This window comes from Micromonospora sp. NPDC049102 (assembly GCF_043197485.1).
GTDB lineage: Bacteria > Actinomycetota > Actinomycetes > Mycobacteriales > Micromonosporaceae > Micromonospora.
This window is the reverse complement of record NZ_JBICTE010000001.1, coordinates 53199-69748: the sequence shown is the minus strand read 5'-3', so window position 1 is coordinate 69748 and position 16550 is coordinate 53199. Positions and strand designations below refer to the sequence as shown.

Sequence of the window (16550 nt, the reverse complement as noted above, 5' to 3'; positions counted from 1 at the left end):
CGGCCTGCGCCGTGTCCGCGCTGCGCCGTGCCCCATCCCGCCCGCGCCCTGCCCGCGCCGCCGGCCCGCCGGGCCTCATCGCAGCCTGGCGTGCCTGGGGGAGTGGCCGGATATAGGTCGGGCCCGCGTCCCGCCTACGTGCTGCGGTGACGCGGGCCCGGTGCGCCCGTGGAGTGGATCAGCCCTTGGCCTGCGCCTGGAGCTGCCGGAGGTTGTTCAGCTCGGACTGCTGGGTGGTCTTCATCGTCTCGGCCACGCGTACCACCTCGGCGTTGTCGGTCTCGGCCAGCGCCGCGTCGATCATGTGGATCCCGCCCAGGTGGTGGTTGTACATCAGGGTCAGGAACTGCCGGTCGACCTCGACACCCTTGGCGTCGCGCAGCGCGGCCATCTGTTGCGGCGTCGCCATGCCCGGCATCAGCCCGTCCTTGACGGCGGCACCGTCGGACATCCACGACATCGGTGGCTGCGACCCGGTCGGGCTCAACCCCCACTCGCGCAGCCAGGTCTGCATGGCGCCGATCTCGCCCTGCTGGCCGGTGGCGATGTCGACGGCGATCTGGCGGACCTCGGGCAGCGTGGCCGACCGGTACGCGATGAGGCTCATCTCCACGGCCTGCGTGTGGTGGGTCGTCATGTCCCGCGCGAAGCCCGCCTCGACCGAGGCGTCACCGGGGCGGGTGAGCCGGGGGGTGAGCAGACCGCCGGCGTACCCGAGCAGCAACCCCACCACCAGCAGGGCAGCCAGCGCGAGCACCCCGTAACGCCGCGTCGGGGTACGGCCGCCCTCCTGAAGGGCGGTCTCGGCCTCGTCGTACTCGCTGTCGGTGGTGGTGGGGGCTGTCATCGACGTCCTTACTGGGTGGGCGGCTGCTGCTGGAGCTCGCGCGGCGTGGTGCCGGTGGCGGTGACGCCCTGGTTGCACAGCGCGGTCGGGCCTTCGACGGAGGCGTTCACCCGCAGGTCCTTGATGAACTCGTCGATCCGCTTGTCGTCGGCGTTGTCGACCTTGAGCTGGTAGCCCCACGCCTGGAGCGAGATCGGCTTGTCCAGGCCCTCGTACGGGCTCATCAGCATCTTCTCGACGCCACGCACCTTGCCGGCGAGCTTCTCGACCTGGTCCTTGGGCAGGTCGGGGCGGTACGTGATCCACACCGCGCCGTGCTCCAGGCTGTGCACCGCGTGCTCGCTGGCGATCGGGGCGTCGTACACGTCGCCCATGCAGTTCTGCCAGGCGGCGTTGTGCACTCCGCCCACGGGCGGCGAGTACTTGTAGGTCAACGGGCCGGCCTTGTGCGCCTCGTACTTGAGGCTGTCCGGGTCGGACTTGCGGATGTTGACGATGCTGTCGATGGCGTTGGCCTTCTTGTCCCACGGCTTGGAGCCCTGGAACGCGGCCCAGGAGCCGTAGCCGATGATCGCGACCGCGAGGACGCCGACGGCGACGAAGAGCGCGATCGGGCCCCAGGCCCGGCCCTGGCTCACCTTGACCGGTGCGACCGGCTTGCGGGGACCCTTGCCACCTGCCCGCGGGGTGCCTCCCGGCTTACCCGCCGGTTTGCCGGGACCGGCCTTGGCGTCAGACGCCGGCCGGCCCGCAGCCGGCTTCTTGCCGGTGCTGACCACGGTCGGGCGGCGCTCTGGGCCACCCGGGGTGCTGATGCTCATCGTGCCTCGTCAGGTCGGTCGGTCAGGGGAGATGGCGGGCCGGTTGACGCGCAGGGTAGCCGCCGAGTGCCCGAGTCTACCCCCGATAACATGGTTGGGTGACTCCTGCAGAACTAGCCTCGGTCGTCCTCACCGCCGCCCACGCCGTCTTCACCGACCGTGGCCTGGATCACGCCGCGCTGCCGGAGCGCACGGCGGTGGAGCGACCGCGCAACCCCGAGCACGGCGACTACGCCTCCACGCTCGCTCTGCAGTTGAGCAAGAAGGTGGGCGTCCCGCCGCGGGAGCTGGCTGCCGCCCTGGCCGACGAGCTGGGTCGGGCACCGGGCGTCAAATCGGTGGAGATCGCCGGGCCGGGCTTCCTCAACATTCGGCTGGACGCCGCCGCCGCCGGCCAGCTCGCCCGGGTGATCGTCGAGGCCGGCGTGGAGTACGGCCGCAGCGACCGGCTCGCGGGTGAGAAGATCAACCTGGAGTTCGTCTCGGCCAACCCGACCGGCCCTGTGCACATCGGCGGCGTCCGGTGGGCGGCGGTCGGCGACGCGCTGAGCCGGCTGCTGCGCGCGACCGGCGCCGACGTCGGCACCGAGTACTACTTCAATGACGCCGGCTCGCAGATCGACCGGTTCGCCCGGTCGCTGCTGGCCGCCGCGAAGGGCGAGGCCGTGCCGGAGGACGGCTACGGTGGCGCGTACATCGCCGAGATCGCCTCCGAGGTGCAGGCCCGCCGGCCCGACGTGCTCGGCCTGGACGACGCCGCCGCCCAGGAGGTGTTCCGGGTCGAGGGCGTCGCGCTGATGTTCGACGAGATCCGCTCGTCGCTGCGCGACTTCGGGGTGGAGTTCGACACCTACTTCAACGAGAAGGACCTGCACGACCGGGGTGAGCTGGACCTCGCGCTGGCGCGGCTGCGCGGGCAGGGGCACCTCTACGAGTCCGAGGGCGCCACCTGGCTGCGGACCACCGACTTCGGTGACGACAAGGACCGGGTGCTGCGCAAGTCCAACGGCGAGTGGACGTACTTCGCCGCGGACTGTGCCTACTACCTGGACAAGCGGGAGCGCGGCTTCGAGCGGGTCGTGATCATGCTGGGCGCCGACCACCACGGCTACATCGGTCGGATGAAGGCGATGGCGGCCTGCTTCGGCGACGACCCGGAGCGCAACCTGGAGATCCTCATCGGGCAGCTTGTCAGCCTGTTGCGCGACGGCGCCCCGATGCGGATGAGCAAGCGGGCCGGCACCGTGATCACCCTGGAGGACCTGGTCGACGCGATCGGCGTGGACGCCTCCCGGTACGCGCTGGCCCGCTACTCCAGCGACTCCCCGATCGACATCGACATCGAGCTGTGGACCCGGGCGACCCGCGACAACCCGGTCTACTACGTGCAGTACGTGGCAGCCCGGACGGCGGGCGTGGCCCGCAACGCCGCCGAGGTGGGGTTGGTGCCCGGCGACGCCGACGCGTTCCGCCCCGAGCTGCTCGAGCACGAGAAGGAGAACGAGCTGCTCAAGGCGCTCGCCGAGTTCCCGGCCGTGGTGGCCACGGCCGCCGAGTTGCGCGAACCGCACCGGGTGGCCCGCTACCTGGAGGAGAGCGTCGCGGCCTCCTTCCACCGGTTCTACGACAACTGCCGGGTGCTGCCGTTCGGCGACGAGGAGATCACCGACCTGCACCGCGCCCGGCTGTGGCTCAACAACGCCACCCGCACGGTGATCGCCAACGGCCTGCACCTGCTGGGCGTCTCCGCCCCCGAGAGGATGTGATCGCGTGCGAGCGCGAGGAGTGAGCTTGCGAGCCCCGCAGTCGCGAAGCGAAGACAAGTAATGCGGGCTCACGAGGCTGGTGCGCTGCACGCGGACATCAGCAACCAGGGGCCGGCCTGGCTGCGTACCCCGGAGGACGTCAACGCCCTGCTGCCGACGTTGTGGCCGCGCAGCGTGACGCGCGGCGCGGACGGCGCGCTCGCTGTCGCGGGCCTGAGCGTCCGCGACATCGCGGCCGAGTTCGGCACCCCGGTGTACGTCCTCGACGAGGCCGACCTGCGGTCGCGCTGCCGCGACTTCCGGGCGGCCTTCCCGACCGAGGACGTCTACTACGCGGGCAAGGCGTTCCTCTGCCGGGCGGTGGTCCGGATGATCGCCGAGGAGGGCCTGTACCTGGACGTCTGCACCGGCGGTGAGCTGGCCACCGCGCTCTCGGCCGGGATGCCGCCCGAGCGCATCGGCTTCCACGGCAACAACAAGTCGGTCGTCGAGCTGGGCCGGGCGCTGGACGCCGGGGTGGGACGGATCATCGTCGACTCGTTCACCGAGATCGACCGGCTCACCACGCTGGCCCGCGAGCGGGGCGTCCGGCCCCGGGTGCTGGTCCGGGTCACGGTCGGCGTCGAGGCGCACACCCACGAGTTCATCGCCACCGCGCACGAGGACCAGAAGTTCGGCTTCTCGCTCGCCGGTGGCGCGGCGGCCAACGCCGCGTTCAAGATCCTCGACGAGGACGTGCTGGAGCTGCGGGGCCTGCACTCGCACATCGGCTCGCAGATCTTCGACGCCAGCGGCTTCGAGGTCTCGGCCCGGCGGGTGCTCGCCCTCCAGGCGCAGATCCGCGACGCGCGCGGGGTGGAGCTGCCCGAGCTGGACCTGGGCGGCGGCTTCGGCATCGCGTACACGACGCAGGACGATCCGGCCACTCCGCAGGACCTGGCCAAGCGACTGCGCAAGATCGTCGACTCGGAGTGCGCGGCGGAGAACCTGGCCGTTCCCCACCTGTCGATCGAGCCGGGCCGGGCCATCGTCGGACCGGCCGTGTTCACCCTCTACGAGGTCGGCACGGTCAAGGACCTCGACGGCATCCGGACGTACGTCAGCGTGGACGGGGGGATGAGCGACAACATCCGAACCGCCCTCTACGACGCGTCCTACTCGGCGACGCTGGCCTCGCGCGCCTCGGACGCGGCACCGCTGCTCGCCCGCGTGGTGGGAAAGCACTGTGAGTCCGGGGACATCGTGGTGAAGGATGAATTCCTGCCCGCCGACGTGCAGCCCGGAGATCTTGTCGCGGTGCCCGGCACCGGCGCGTACTGCCGGAGCATGGCCAGCAACTACAACCATGTGCCCCGGCCGCCGGTCGTCGCGGTCCGTGACGGCCAGGCGCGCCTGATCGTCCGGCGGGAGACCGAAGAGGACCTGCTGGCATTGGATGTGGGATGACGTCACCTGTGCGCTTGGCTCTGCTCGGCTGCGGCACGGTCGGCCAGGAGGTGGTCCGGCTGCTGCATGAGCAGTCGGCCGACCTGGCCGCCCGCATCGGCGCTCCACTGGAGATCGCCGGCGTCGCCGTCCGCCGGCTCGGCCGCGACCGCGGTGACCTGCCGATCGACGAGAGCCTGTTCACCACCGACGCGCTCGGCCTGATCAAACGCGACGACGTGGACGTGGTCATCGAGGTCGTCGGCGGGATCGAGCCGGCCCGGACCTGGCTGGTCGAGGCACTGCGCGCCGGCAAGAGCGTGGTCACCGCCAACAAGGCGCTGCTCGCCGAGGACGGCGTGGCCCTGCACGAGGCAGCCGCCGAGGGCGGCGGCGACCTCTACTACGAGGCGTCCGTGGCAGGCGCGATCCCGCTGCTGCGCCCGCTGCGTGAGTCGCTGCACGGCGACCGGATAAACCGGGTCACCGGCATCGTCAACGGCACCACCAACTTCATCCTGTCCGCGATGGACGCCACCGGCGCCGGCTTCGCCGAGGCCTTGGAAGAGGCCACCGAGCTGGGGTACGCCGAGGCCGACCCCACCGCCGACGTGGAGGGTTTCGACGCGGCGGCGAAGGCCGCGATCCTCGCCTCGCTGGCGTTCCACACCCGGGTCGGCGCCGCCGACGTGCACCGTGAGGGCATCACCGAGGTGACCGCCGCCGACATGGCCAGCGCCCAGGCGATGGGCTGCACGATCAAGCTGCTCTGCATCGCGGCGCGCGGTGTCGACGCGTCCGGTCAGGAGACGGTCAGCGTCCGGGTGCACCCGGCGATGATTCCGCGCAGCCACCCGCTGGCCAGCGTCGGCGACGCGTTCAACGCGGTCTTCGTCGAGGCGGACGCGGCCGGGCAGCTCATGTTCTACGGCCGGGGCGCGGGCGGCGCGCCGACCGCCAGCGCCGTGCTCGGCGACGTGGTGGCGGTGTCCCGCAACCGGCTCGCCGGGGTCCGCGCGGCCAGCGAGAGCGCGTACGCCGACCTGTCGGTGCGACCGATGGGCGAGGCGCTGACCCGCTACCACGTCAGCCTGGACGTGGCCGACCGCTCGGGTGTGCTGGCCGCCGTGGCGAGCGTGTTCGCCCGCCACGACGTGTCGATCGCGACGGTGCGCCAGGGCTCGGCGGGCGGTGCCCCGGGCCGGGACGGCGACGCCGAACTGGTCATCGTCACCCACGTGGCGCCGGACGCCGCGCTCGCCGCGACCGTCGGTGAGCTGCGCGGTCTGGACATCGTCCGATCGGTGACGAGCGTGCTGCGGGTCGAGGGCGGCGCCTGAGTCGTTGGTCCGGCGGGGCGGTTCGGGTGTCCCGCCAGATGGGTAACCCGGGGTGTGCCATCGACGGCTCCGGCAGGGTGGTCCAGGGTGACCTGGTGCTCGGGTCGGAGCTGCGGTAAAGCGAGGAGAGCGACATGTGGCGGGGTCTGATCGAGGCGTACCGGGATCGGCTGCCCGTCACCGCGGCCACGCCCGTCATCACGTTGCACGAGGGGAACACGCCGCTGTTGCCGGCGCCCGTGCTCTCGGCCCGGCTGGGCTGTGACGTCTATCTGAAGGTGGAGGGCGCCAACCCCACCGGCTCCTTCAAGGACCGTGGGATGACCGTCGCGGTGTCGAAGGCGGTCGAGGCCGGCAACAAGGCGATCATCTGCGCCTCCACCGGCAACACCAGCGCCTCCGCCGCGGCGTACGCCGCCCGGGCCGGCCTGACCTGCGCCGTGCTGGTGCCGCAGGGCAAGATCGCGCTGGGCAAGTTGGCCCAGGCGCTGGTGCACGGCGCGAAGCTGCTCCAGGTCAGCGGCAACTTCGACGACTGCCTGGCGCTCGCCGCCAAGCTGGCGCAGGACCACCCGGTCGCCCTGGTCAACTCGGTCAACATCGACCGGCTGCACGGTCAGAAGACCGCCGCGTTCGAGATCGTCGAGGCGCTCGGCGACACGCCCGACATCCACTGCCTGCCCGTCGGCAACGCCGGCAACATCTCCGCGTACTGGATGGGCTACTCGGAGGAGCTCGCGGCCGGCACCACCACGCGGGCGCCGAAGATGTACGGCTTCCAGGCGTCCGGCGCGGCGCCGATCGTGACCGGTCAGGTGGTCCCGGAGCCGTCCACCATCGCCACCGCCATCCGGATCGGCAATCCGGCGAGCTGGACCAAGGCGCTCGACGCGCGGGACGCCTCCGGTGGTCTCATCGCGGCGGTGACCGACCGGGAGATCCTGACGGCGTACCGGCTGCTCGCCCGCGAGGTGGGCGTGTTCGTCGAGTTGGGCAGCGCGGCCAGCGTGGCCGGTCTGCTCCAGCAGGGCGCGGCGGGCACGGTGCCGGCCGGCTCGACGGTCGTCTGCACGGTGACCGGCCACGGTCTGAAGGACCCGGAGTGGGCGATCTCCACCGCGCCCGCTCCGCTGACCATCGGCAACGACCCGTTGGCCGCGGCGCGGGCCCTCGACCTGGCCTGACAGCGCGATCGCAGTCGACGACGGGCCGCCCCCGGGGGCGGCGGGGGTTCCGGTGATCGTGTCCGGCACACTTTCACCTATCCCCGCCCGCATTCTCTTCCAGGAGTGAGCCAGGCCGATGTCGCTGCTCGCCAGATTCAGCCTCGCCAACCGAGGGCTGGTCGCCCTCATCGCGGTGGTGACCACGGCGTTCGGAGCGTTCGCCGTGCCGTCGCTGAAGCAGCAACTGCTGCCGTCGCTCGAGTTCCCGGCCGCGTTCATCGTGGCCGCCTACCCCGGCGCCGGACCCGAGATCGTCGAATCGCAGGTGACCGAACCGATCGAGAACGCCCTCCAGGGCATTCCGGGTTTGGACAAGGTCACCTCCACGTCCCGCGAGGGCTCGGCCACGGTCCAGGTGGAGTACGAGTTCGGTACCGACCTGGACGACGTGGTCAACAAGATGCAGACCGCGCTGAGCCGGATCGACGCCCAGTTGCCGGACAGCGTCGACCCGCAGGTCATCGCGGGCAGCACCGACGACCTCCCGGCGGTCGTGCTGGCCGCGGCCGGCGGCGCGGACGAGCGGGCGCTCGCCGAGAAGCTGCGTGCGACGGTGGTGCCGGAGCTGGAGGGCATCGAGGGCGTCCGCACGGTCGAGGTGACCGGCACCCGCGACGACGTCGTGGTCGTCACCCCGGACCCGGCGAAGCTGGCCGCGGCGAAGGTCGCGCCGACCGCCATCGGGACCGCCCTCAAGACCAACGGCGTCTCCATCCCGGCCGGCGCGGTGACCTCGGGCGGTCTGGCCCTGCCGGTGCAGGTGGGAACGCCGGTCGCCACCCTGGACGACCTGCGCGGCATCATCGTCACGCCCGGCGCGACCCCGGTTCGCCTCGGTGACGTGGCGACGGTCGAGCAGCAGCTCGCCCCGGCCACCGCGATCACCCGGACCAACGGCAAGGACAGCCTCGGCGTCGCCGTCACCGCCGCGCCGGACGGTAACGCGGTGGAGATCTCCCACGAGATCCGCGACCGGCTGTCCGAGTTGAAGGACGCCTCTGGCGCGGAGCTGACGGTGGTCTTCGACCAGGCGCCGTTCGTGGAGAAGTCGATCGAGTCGTTGACCACCGAGGGTCTGCTCGGTCTGCTGATGGCGGTCATCGTCATCCTGGTCTTCCTGCTGTCGGTGCGCTCGACGGTGGTCACCGCGGTCTCCATCCCGCTCTCCGTGCTGGTGGCGCTGATCGCGCTGTGGATCGGCGACTACTCGCTCAACCTGCTCACCCTCGGCGCGCTGACCATCGCGGTGGGCCGGGTGGTGGACGACTCGATCGTCGTGCTGGAGAACATCAAACGGCATCTGGAGTACGGCGAGGAGAAGCGGCACGCGATCGTCACCGGCGTCCGTGAGGTGGCCGGCGCGGTGACCGCGTCCACCCTCACGACGGTGGCGGTGTTCGCCCCGATCGCGCTGGTCGGCGGGTTCGTCGGGCAGCTCTTCGCACCGTTCGCGATCACCGTGACGGTGGCCCTGCTCGCCTCGCTGCTGGTCTCCCTGACGGTGATCCCGGTGCTGGCGTACTGGTTCCTCAAGCCCCGTGGCGGCACCGTCGACGACGAGGCGGTGCGGCGCGAGGCCGAGGAGAAGGAACTGCACAGCCCGTTGCAGCGGGCGTACCTGCCGGTGATCGGCTTCGCCACCCGCAAGCGCTCGACCCGCTGGATCACCGTCGGGCTCGGCCTGCTGGTGCTCTTCGCCACCTTCGGGCTGGCGCAGAAGCTGGAGACGAACTTCCTGGACGACTCCGGCCAGGACACGCTCAGCTTCCGGCAGGAACTGCCGGCGGGCAGCGGCCTGGCCGCCACCGACGCGGCGGCCAAGCAGGTCGAGGCGGTCCTCGGGCGGATCGACGGGGTCGAGACGTACCAGGTGACGGCCGGCGGCGGCGACACGCCGTGGGCGGGCGGCGGCGGCAACAACGTCGCGAGCTGGTCGTTGGCGCTCGACGGCGACAAGGACGCCAAGCAGGTACGCGAGGAGCTGCGGCGCGAGTTCGACAAGATCGGTACGAGCGTCGGCGAGGTCAGCTTCGGTGGTGGCCAGGATGCCTCGGCCAGTCAGCTGGAGGTGGTCGTCCAGGCCAGTGACCCGGAGGTGCTGACCCGCGCGACCGAGGCCGTCCGTACGGCGGTGGCCGACGTCCCGGACGTCGAGGACGTCACCACCAGCCTCGCCGCGCGCGTGCCGCGGGTGGACGTGACCGTCGACCGGGTAGCGGCCGGCCGGGTGGGCCTCACCGAGGCCGCCGTGGGTCAGCTCGTGTCGCAGGCGTTCCGTGGCGCTCCGCTGGGCCAGGTGGCGCTCGACGGTCGGCAGCAGGACGTGGTGCTGCGGCTCAGCTCCGCCGCGCCGGTGTCGGTGGAGGAGTTGCGGGCCCTTCCGGTCGGACCGGTCAAGCTGGACGACATCGCGGACGTCACGCAGGCCGAGGGGCCGCAGCAGGTCACGCGGATCGACGGTGAGCGCAGCGTCTCGGTGACCGGCGCCGCGACCGGGTCCAACCTCGGCGCGACCACCAAGGAGCTGCAGAAGCGGCTCGACGGCATCGACGTTCCGGGAGCGACCTTCACCATCGGTGGGGTCAGCGCCGACCAGTCGGACGCTTTCGGCGACCTGGGCCTGGCGGTGCTCGTCGCCATCGCGATCGTGTTCCTGATCATGGTGGCGACGTTCCGCAGCCTCACCCAGGCGTTGATCCTGCTGATCTCCATCCCGTTCGCGTCGACCGGCGCGATCGGTCTGCTGCTGATCACCGGGACGCCGCTGGGCGTGCCGGCGTTGATCGGCGTGCTCATGCTGGTCGGCATCGTGGTGACCAACGCGATCGTGCTGCTCGACCTGATCAACCAGTACCGGGCACGGGGCATGGGGGTCCAGGAGGCGGTTGTCGAGGGTGGCCGGCGTCGGCTGCGACCGATCCTCATGACCGCGGTCGCGACGATCTTCGCGCTGCTGCCGATGGCCTTCGGGTTGACCGGTGAGGGCGGCTTCATCTCGCAGCCGCTGGCCGTCGTGGTGATCGGTGGTCTGCTCAGCTCGACGCTGCTGACGCTGATCCTGGTGCCGACGCTCTACTCGATGGTGGAGCACACCAAGGAGTCGCTGCGGGCGCGCCGTCGTGGGCGGCGCTCCGACGACACGGCGCCGAGCGGGTCGGAGAGCGTCGAGCCGGACGGCCCGAACCAGTTGGCGGTCCCGGCGGGCGCACCGGCTGCGGGCGCGCAGCCGCCGGCGACCCGTCCCGCACCGTCGGGCGCGCTGGTGGACGGCACCGACCAGTTCGAGGTGTTGCGGCTGCCCCGCAGCCGCAGGTCGCCGCTGCCCCCGTCGGAGTCGACGGACTAGTCGGACGACATCGGCACAGCGCCCCCGGCAGGATCACCTGCCGGGGGCGCTGCCGTCCGCGGCCCGAGCGACACCGATCGAACGACCGGACCTCCGCTGTGGGTCATGTCTTGCATACTCCTGGTAGATGTCGGGATGGACGAGCGAGGCAGGCACATGACCGAGAGAGCGCGCGGGGTTTCCCGGCGCGACCTGCTGCGCCGCGGCGCCCTGCTGTTGACCGGTGCGGCAGCCGGGGCGGGCGGCACGGATCTCTGGTTGACGCACCGACGGCTGCCGCTGGCCGGCGGCCCGGCCAGCGCCACGGTCGGCAACGGAGCGCAGGACGTCGGCGACGGCGCGCTGCCGGTCGTCTGGTCCGGATCGACCACCCAGCGGCTGGTCGCGCTCACCTTCGACGACGGCCCGGCGCCACAGTGGACGCCGATGGTGCTGGACACCCTCGCCCAGCATCGGGTACCGGCCACGTTCTTCCTGGTCGGCACCCAGGTTCGCAAGCACGCCGACCTCGTACGCGACCGGCTCGCCGAGCACGAGGTGGGCAATCACAGCTGGGCGCACCGGGATCTCGCCCAGCTGGACACCGCCGCCGCGTACGACGACCTGAGCCGCACCCACGACACGATCACCGACGTGACGGGCAGGGCCCCGCGCCTGGTGCGCCCGCCGTACGGCCACCTGGGCGGTGCGGTGCTGCACGCGGCCGCCCGGTTGAACTACCGGCTGGTGCTCTGGTCGTTGCAGATGGTGGAGCGGGAGTTTCCCGACGACCCGGCCGGTCATGCCCGTCGGATCGTGGACGGCGTCCGGCCGGGGACGATCCTGCTCGGGCACGACGTCGGTCAGCGGCGGCGTCTGGTCGCGCTGCGCGGCCTCCCCGACATGATCGTCGGCCTGCGGGAGCGCGGGTACCGCTTCGTCACCGTCTCGTCGCTGCTGGGAGCGGGTGTAGCCCCGACGACGACCGGGTAGGGTGCGCGTCCGTGGCGTCCACCCTTTCGGTCCTCACCGGCAATCGGAGTTTCCGCAACCTCTTCCTCGCCGAGCTGGTGGTCTTCGGGGCCGACTGGTTCGTCATGGTGCCGCTGCTGGTGCTGCTGCCCCACCTGACCGGCAGCGGCATCTGGGGTGCCCTGGTGCTGGCGGTGGACACCGGCATCGTGGCGCTGCTGCTGCCGTACACCGGCACCATCGCCGACCGCTTCGACCGGCGGAAGATCATGATCGCCGCGAACGTGGCCGCGCTGGCGGGTGTGCTGTTGCTGCTGGGGGTCCGCGACCGCGGCACGGCCTGGCTGGCGCTGGTGGCGATCGGAGTCGTCGCGGTAGCCAAGGCGTTCTACTCGCCCGCCGCCCAGGCCGCCCTGCCGAACGTGTTGGAACCGCACGAGCTGGCCGCCGGTAACGCCGTGGCCGGCTCGGCCTGGGGCACCATGACGGTGGTGGGCGCCTCACTGGGCGGTGTGCTCAGCTCGGCCGCCGGGCCGTACGCCTGCTTCTGGGTGGCGGCGGTGGGCCTGGCACTGGCCGCGGGCCTCGCCACGCGAATCCGCCGGCCGTTGCAGGCGGCCCGCGACCCGCTGGTGCCGGCGCAGCGGACCTGGTCGGCGGTCGGCGAGGCGCTCGGCTACATCGGCCACCGGCCGCGGGTGCTGGCGTTGGTCACGGTCAAGTCGGCGGTCGGTCTGGGCAACGGGGTGTTGACCGTGTTTCCGCTGCTCGCCGGCGTCTACGGCGTCGGCTCGCTGGGGGCCGGTCTGCTCTTCGCGGTGCGCGGGGCCGGTGCCCTGGTCGGGCCGATCCTGATGCGTCGGGTGTTGACCAACCGGTCCTGGCTGCTGCCGGGGCTCGCGTTGTCCATGTCGCTCTACGGGCTGTCCTATGTGGGCGCGTCGGTGGTGCGCTGGTTCCCGCTGGTGCTGTTGCTGGTGTTCGTGGCGCACTTCGCGGGCGGCAGCAACTGGGTGATGTCGAACTTCGCCCTGCAGGGCGAGGTGCCGGACCGGCTGCGCGGGCGCGTCTTCGCCACCGACATGATGCTCGCGACGCTGGCCATCTCGGTGAGTCAACTGGCGGTGGCCCTGGTCGTGGACGTGGTGGACGAGCGGGTGGTGCTGGCCGGCTGCGGACTGGTCACGGTCGTGTACGCGATCGGCTGGCGGATCGCCACCCGCCGTCTCTCGCTTACCGATCCGGCCGCCGAACCGGTCCCCGACCCGGCCGGCTGAGACGCGAACCGGTCCCATGGTGCGGGCGACCGAACGGATCGTCGGTGCCGCGCCCTAGCATGAGCGCGTGCCGACGAACTTCACCGCCGGGCCGGTCCGGGTCCGGGTTCCCGCGACGAGTGCCAACCTCGGTCCGGGCTTCGACGCGCTGGGGCTCGCCCTCGGGCTCTACGACGACCTGTCCGCCGAGGTGTCGTCCGGCGGGGTCCGGGTAACCGTCACCGGTCAGGGTGCCGGTGAGCTGCCGGACGACGACCAGCATCTCGTGGTGCGGGCCATGCGCGCCACGTTCGACGTCCTCGGTGCGCAGCCCGCCGGCCTCGGTGTCGAGTGCGTCAACCGGATACCGCAGGCGCGCGGCCTCGGCTCGTCCTCGGCCGCCATCGTCGCGGGGGTGCTGCTGGCCCGTGCTCTCGTCGCGGACGGCGAGCGACTGCTGGACGAGCTGGGAGTCCTTCGACTGGCCGCCGAGATCGAGGGCCACCCGGACAATGTGGCGCCGTGCCTGCTCGGCGGCTTCACGGTGGCCTGGACCGAGCCGGGCGGCGCCCGTGCGGTGTCCCTGCCGGTCGCCGACACCGTACGACCCACGGTTTTCGTACCCTCCGAGCGGGGCCTGACCGCGACCGCGCGGGCGGCGCTGCCGGCCACCGTGCCCCACGCCGACGCCGCGATGACCGCGGGACGGGCTGCGTTGCTGGTGCACGCGCTCACCACGGACCCGGCGCTGCTCTTGCCGGCCACCGTCGACCGCCTGCACCAGGACTACCGGGCACCAGGGATGCTGGGCACGTCGGCGCTGGTCAGGGCGTTGCGAGCGGCTGGTGTGGCGGCTGTGGTCTCTGGGGCCGGGCCCAGTGTGCTGGCGTTCGGCGAGCCGCCGACAGGCCTCGACGAGGGAACAGACTGGCAGATCTGGAAGTTACCGATAGACGTCAGCGGCGCACGGGTTGCCCGGGGTAGACTTGGACACGCCGAGCGGGACCCTGTTGCCGCAGGTCGGAAGAGTTGATTACGCTCTAGACCTAGCACAGCCGCGAAGCACGCGATCTCCTGCGGGGCGGCGCACCCCCGAAGCTCTCGGCGGTCAGCCCGTCACCCCTGCCAAGGCCCACGCCGCACCGCAGTTTCCACAGGTCGCCGCAGGCGGCGAGACCTGCCCACCGCCCTTTGGTGGGTCGGGAAACCACCGGCTGCTGTGTCACAGACTCCCGCGACGCGTCCTTGCGAGGCGGGTGCACCGAGGCCGCCCGGCCACCTGAGCTCCGACTCCGGGCAGTCCCGGCCTTTATCGAGGGAAGGAATCCATTGAGCGACACCACCGACGTGACGTCGGATGTTTCCAACGTCGCTGGCGATGCCACCGCTGCCGCTCCCGCCCGTCGTCGGCGCAGCGGTACCGGTCTGTCGGCGATGCTGCTGCCAGAGCTGCAGAGCCTGGCTGCGTCGCTCGGCATCTCCGGCACTGCTCGCATGCGCAAGGGTGAGCTGATCGCCGCGATCTCCGAGCGGCAGGGCGGCAACGCCGCCGGAACCCCTCGACCGCGTGCCGAGGTCGCCGCTGCGGCTGCTCCGGCCCGTGAGGAGGTGCGGGAGAGCGTGGATCGCCCGGCGGCCGAGGGTCGCGGCACCGACCAGGCGCCGGCCGAGCCGGCCGCCGAGACCGAGAGCCGTGGTCGCTCCCGGCGCAGCCGGACTGCTGCGGCGGAGGCCCGTACCCCCGAGGTCAACGCCTCGGAGGCACCGCGCGGCGCCGAGGCCCGCACCGAAGAGGTGGAGGGCGGCGAGCGTTCCGACCGTGGCGAGAACCGCCGCGACCGGGCCGAGCGCAACGACCGTTCCGACCGGACCGAGCGAGCCGACCGTTCCGAGCGGGCCGAGCGCAACGACCGTTCCGAGCGGGCCGACCGTTCCGAGCGGACCGACCGCAACGACCGTTCCGAGCGGGCCGAGCGGGCCGAGCGTGGTGACCGCAACGACCGGGGTGATCGCGGCGACCGGGCCGAGCGCAACGATCGGGCCGAGCGCTCCGACCGGGGCGAGCGTGCCGAGCGCAACGACCGCGGCGAGCGGGCGGCCGAGCGTGGTGACCGCAACGACCGTTCGGAGCGGGCCGACCGCAACGACCGTGGTCAGCGCGTCGAGCGCGACAGCGACGACGACGACGGAGAGGGCGGCGGTCGGCGTGGCCGGCGCAGTCGCTTCCGGGACCGTCGGCGCGGCCGTGGCGAGCGCGGGGACACCGGCGCTGAGACCGGCGGTCGTGAGCCGCAGGTCGGCGAGGACGAGGTGCTCGTCCCCGTCGCCGGCATCATCGACGTACTCGACAACTACGCCTTCGTGCGGACGACCGGTTACCTGGCCGGCCCGAACGACGTGTACGTCTCGATGTCCCAGATCAAGAAGTACGGCCTGCGTCGCGGTGACGCGATCACCGGTGCCGTGCGGGCGGCCCGCGAGGGCGGCAACACCGGCGACCAGCGGCGGGACAAGTACAACCCGCTGATGCGGCTGGACACGATCAACGGGATGGAGCCGGACGAGGCGCGGCGTCGTCCGGAGTTCTACAAGCTCACTCCGCTCTACCCGCAGGAGCGTCTGCGGCTGGAGACCGAGCCGCACATCCTGACCACCCGGGTCATCGACCTGGTCATGCCGATCGGCAAGGGCCAGCGGGCGCTCATCCAGTCTCCGCCGAAGGCGGGTAAGACGATGGTGCTGCAGGCGATCGCCAACGCGATCACCCGCAACAACCCGGAGTGCCACCTCATGGTGGTGCTGGTCGACGAGCGGCCCGAAGAGGTCACCGACATGCAGCGGTCGATCAAGGGCGAGGTCATCGCGGCCACGTTCGACCGTCCGCCGCAGGACCACACCACGGTGGCGGAGCTGGCGATCGAGAGGGCCAAGCGCCTGGTCGAGCTGGGGCACGACGTCGTCGTGCTGCTCGACTCGGTGACGCGGCTCGGCCGGTCGTACAACCTGGCGGCGCCGGCCAGCGGTCGGATCATGTCGGGTGGTATCGACTCCACCGCGCTCTACCCGCCGAAGCGGTTCCTCGGCGCGGCCCGCAACATCGAGAACGGCGGGTCGCTGACCATCATCGCCACGGCGCTGGTGGAGACCGGGTCCATGGCGGACACGGTCATCTTCGAGGAGTTCAAGGGCACCGGTAACGCCGAGTTGAAGCTGGACCGGAAGATCGCCGACAAGCGGACCTTCCCGGCCATCGACATCAACCCGTCCGGTACGCGTAAGGAAGAGGTCCTGCTCGCGCCCGAGGAGCTGGCCATCATCCACAAGCTCCGCAAGGTGCTGCACTCGTTGGACTCGCAGGCCGCGATGGATCTGCTGCTGGACCGCCTCAAGCAGTCCCGCACCAACATCGAGTTCCTGATGCAGATCGCGAAGTCGACGCCGGGGGAGTGACCCTGCGTCGGTGACCGACCGACGAAGAGAGGCGGGGGGGGGGGGGGGCGGGCCCGCCGCCCGGGCCGGCCCCCCCCCCCCCCCCCCCCCCCCCCCCCCCCCCCCACACCCAAAAGTCCTGG

11 protein-coding genes are annotated in these 16550 nt (G+C 71.7%); 9 read left to right on the top strand and 2 right to left on the bottom strand.

The annotated features are described in order from the left end of the window. Positions 1-178: 178 nt before the first annotated feature. A complete protein-coding gene (locus ACGFH9_RS00310) occupies positions 179-847 on the bottom strand; it encodes a DUF305 domain-containing protein (RefSeq protein ID WP_393213123.1) in 669 nt (222 codons plus the stop codon). Positions 848-855: 8 nt separating this feature from the next. Further along, a complete protein-coding gene (locus tag ACGFH9_RS00305; RefSeq protein ID WP_393213119.1) occupies positions 856-1668 on the bottom strand; it encodes a DUF3105 domain-containing protein in 813 nt (270 codons plus the stop codon). 98 nt (positions 1669-1766) lie between these two features. On the opposite strand from ACGFH9_RS00305, the gene argS reads away from it, so the two are divergent. The 9 genes from argS (at position 1767) to rho (ending at position 16428) form a co-directional block, all read left to right on the top strand. After that, a complete protein-coding gene (argS, locus tag ACGFH9_RS00300) occupies positions 1767-3434 on the top strand; it encodes an arginine--tRNA ligase (protein ID WP_393213116.1) in 1668 nt (555 codons plus the stop codon). Positions 3435-3494: 60 nt separating this feature from the next. After that, complete coding sequence (gene lysA / locus ACGFH9_RS00295; RefSeq protein ID WP_393213112.1) at positions 3495-4880, top strand: diaminopimelate decarboxylase; 1386 nt, start codon at positions 3495-3497, stop codon at positions 4878-4880. Between the two features lie 8 nt (positions 4881-4888). Further along, positions 4889-6199 carry a homoserine dehydrogenase gene (locus tag ACGFH9_RS00290; protein ID WP_393214163.1) on the top strand — a complete coding sequence of 437 codons (1311 nt, stop codon included), beginning with the start codon at positions 4889-4891 and terminating at the stop codon, positions 6197-6199. Positions 6200-6333: 134 nt separating this feature from the next. Continuing rightward, positions 6334-7383, top strand: a complete 1050-nt coding sequence (gene thrC, locus ACGFH9_RS00285) for a threonine synthase (protein WP_393213109.1) — start codon at positions 6334-6336, stop codon at positions 7381-7383. 118 nt (positions 7384-7501) lie between these two features. Beyond that, positions 7502-10771: an efflux RND transporter permease subunit gene (locus tag ACGFH9_RS00280; protein ID WP_393213106.1), complete on the top strand. Its 3270-nt coding sequence runs from the start codon at positions 7502-7504 to the stop codon at positions 10769-10771. 156 nt (positions 10772-10927) lie between these two features. After that, a complete protein-coding gene (locus tag ACGFH9_RS00275; RefSeq protein WP_393213103.1) occupies positions 10928-11743 on the top strand; it encodes a polysaccharide deacetylase family protein in 816 nt (271 codons plus the stop codon). Between the two features lie 11 nt (positions 11744-11754). Next, entirely contained in the window at positions 11755-12999 is a 1245-nt protein-coding gene (locus ACGFH9_RS00270) for an MFS transporter (RefSeq protein ID WP_393213099.1), read from the top strand. 67 nt (positions 13000-13066) lie between these two features. Further along, complete coding sequence (thrB, locus tag ACGFH9_RS00265; protein ID WP_393213096.1) at positions 13067-14011, top strand: homoserine kinase; 945 nt, start codon at positions 13067-13069, stop codon at positions 14009-14011. 296 nt (positions 14012-14307) lie between these two features. Then, entirely contained in the window at positions 14308-16428 is a 2121-nt protein-coding gene (rho, locus tag ACGFH9_RS00260; RefSeq protein WP_393213093.1) for a transcription termination factor Rho, read from the top strand. Positions 16429-16550 lie beyond the last annotated feature (122 nt).

What these genes read in the sequence shown, in the direction of transcription:
- ACGFH9_RS00310 (WP_393213123.1), bottom strand. Translation starts at nt 847, where the DNA reads ATGACAGCCCCCACCACCACCGACAGCGAGTACGACGAGGCCGAGACC.
- ACGFH9_RS00305 (WP_393213119.1), bottom strand. Translation starts at nt 1,668, where the DNA reads ATGAGCATCAGCACCCCGGGTGGCCCAGAGCGCCGCCCGACCGTGGTC.
- lysA (WP_393213112.1), top strand. Translation starts at nt 3,495, where the DNA reads ATGCGGGCTCACGAGGCTGGTGCGCTGCACGCGGACATCAGCAACCAG.
- thrC (WP_393213109.1), top strand. Translation starts at nt 6,334, where the DNA reads ATGTGGCGGGGTCTGATCGAGGCGTACCGGGATCGGCTGCCCGTCACC.
- ACGFH9_RS00280 (WP_393213106.1), top strand. Translation starts at nt 7,502, where the DNA reads ATGTCGCTGCTCGCCAGATTCAGCCTCGCCAACCGAGGGCTGGTCGCC.
- ACGFH9_RS00275 (WP_393213103.1), top strand. Translation starts at nt 10,928, where the DNA reads ATGACCGAGAGAGCGCGCGGGGTTTCCCGGCGCGACCTGCTGCGCCGC.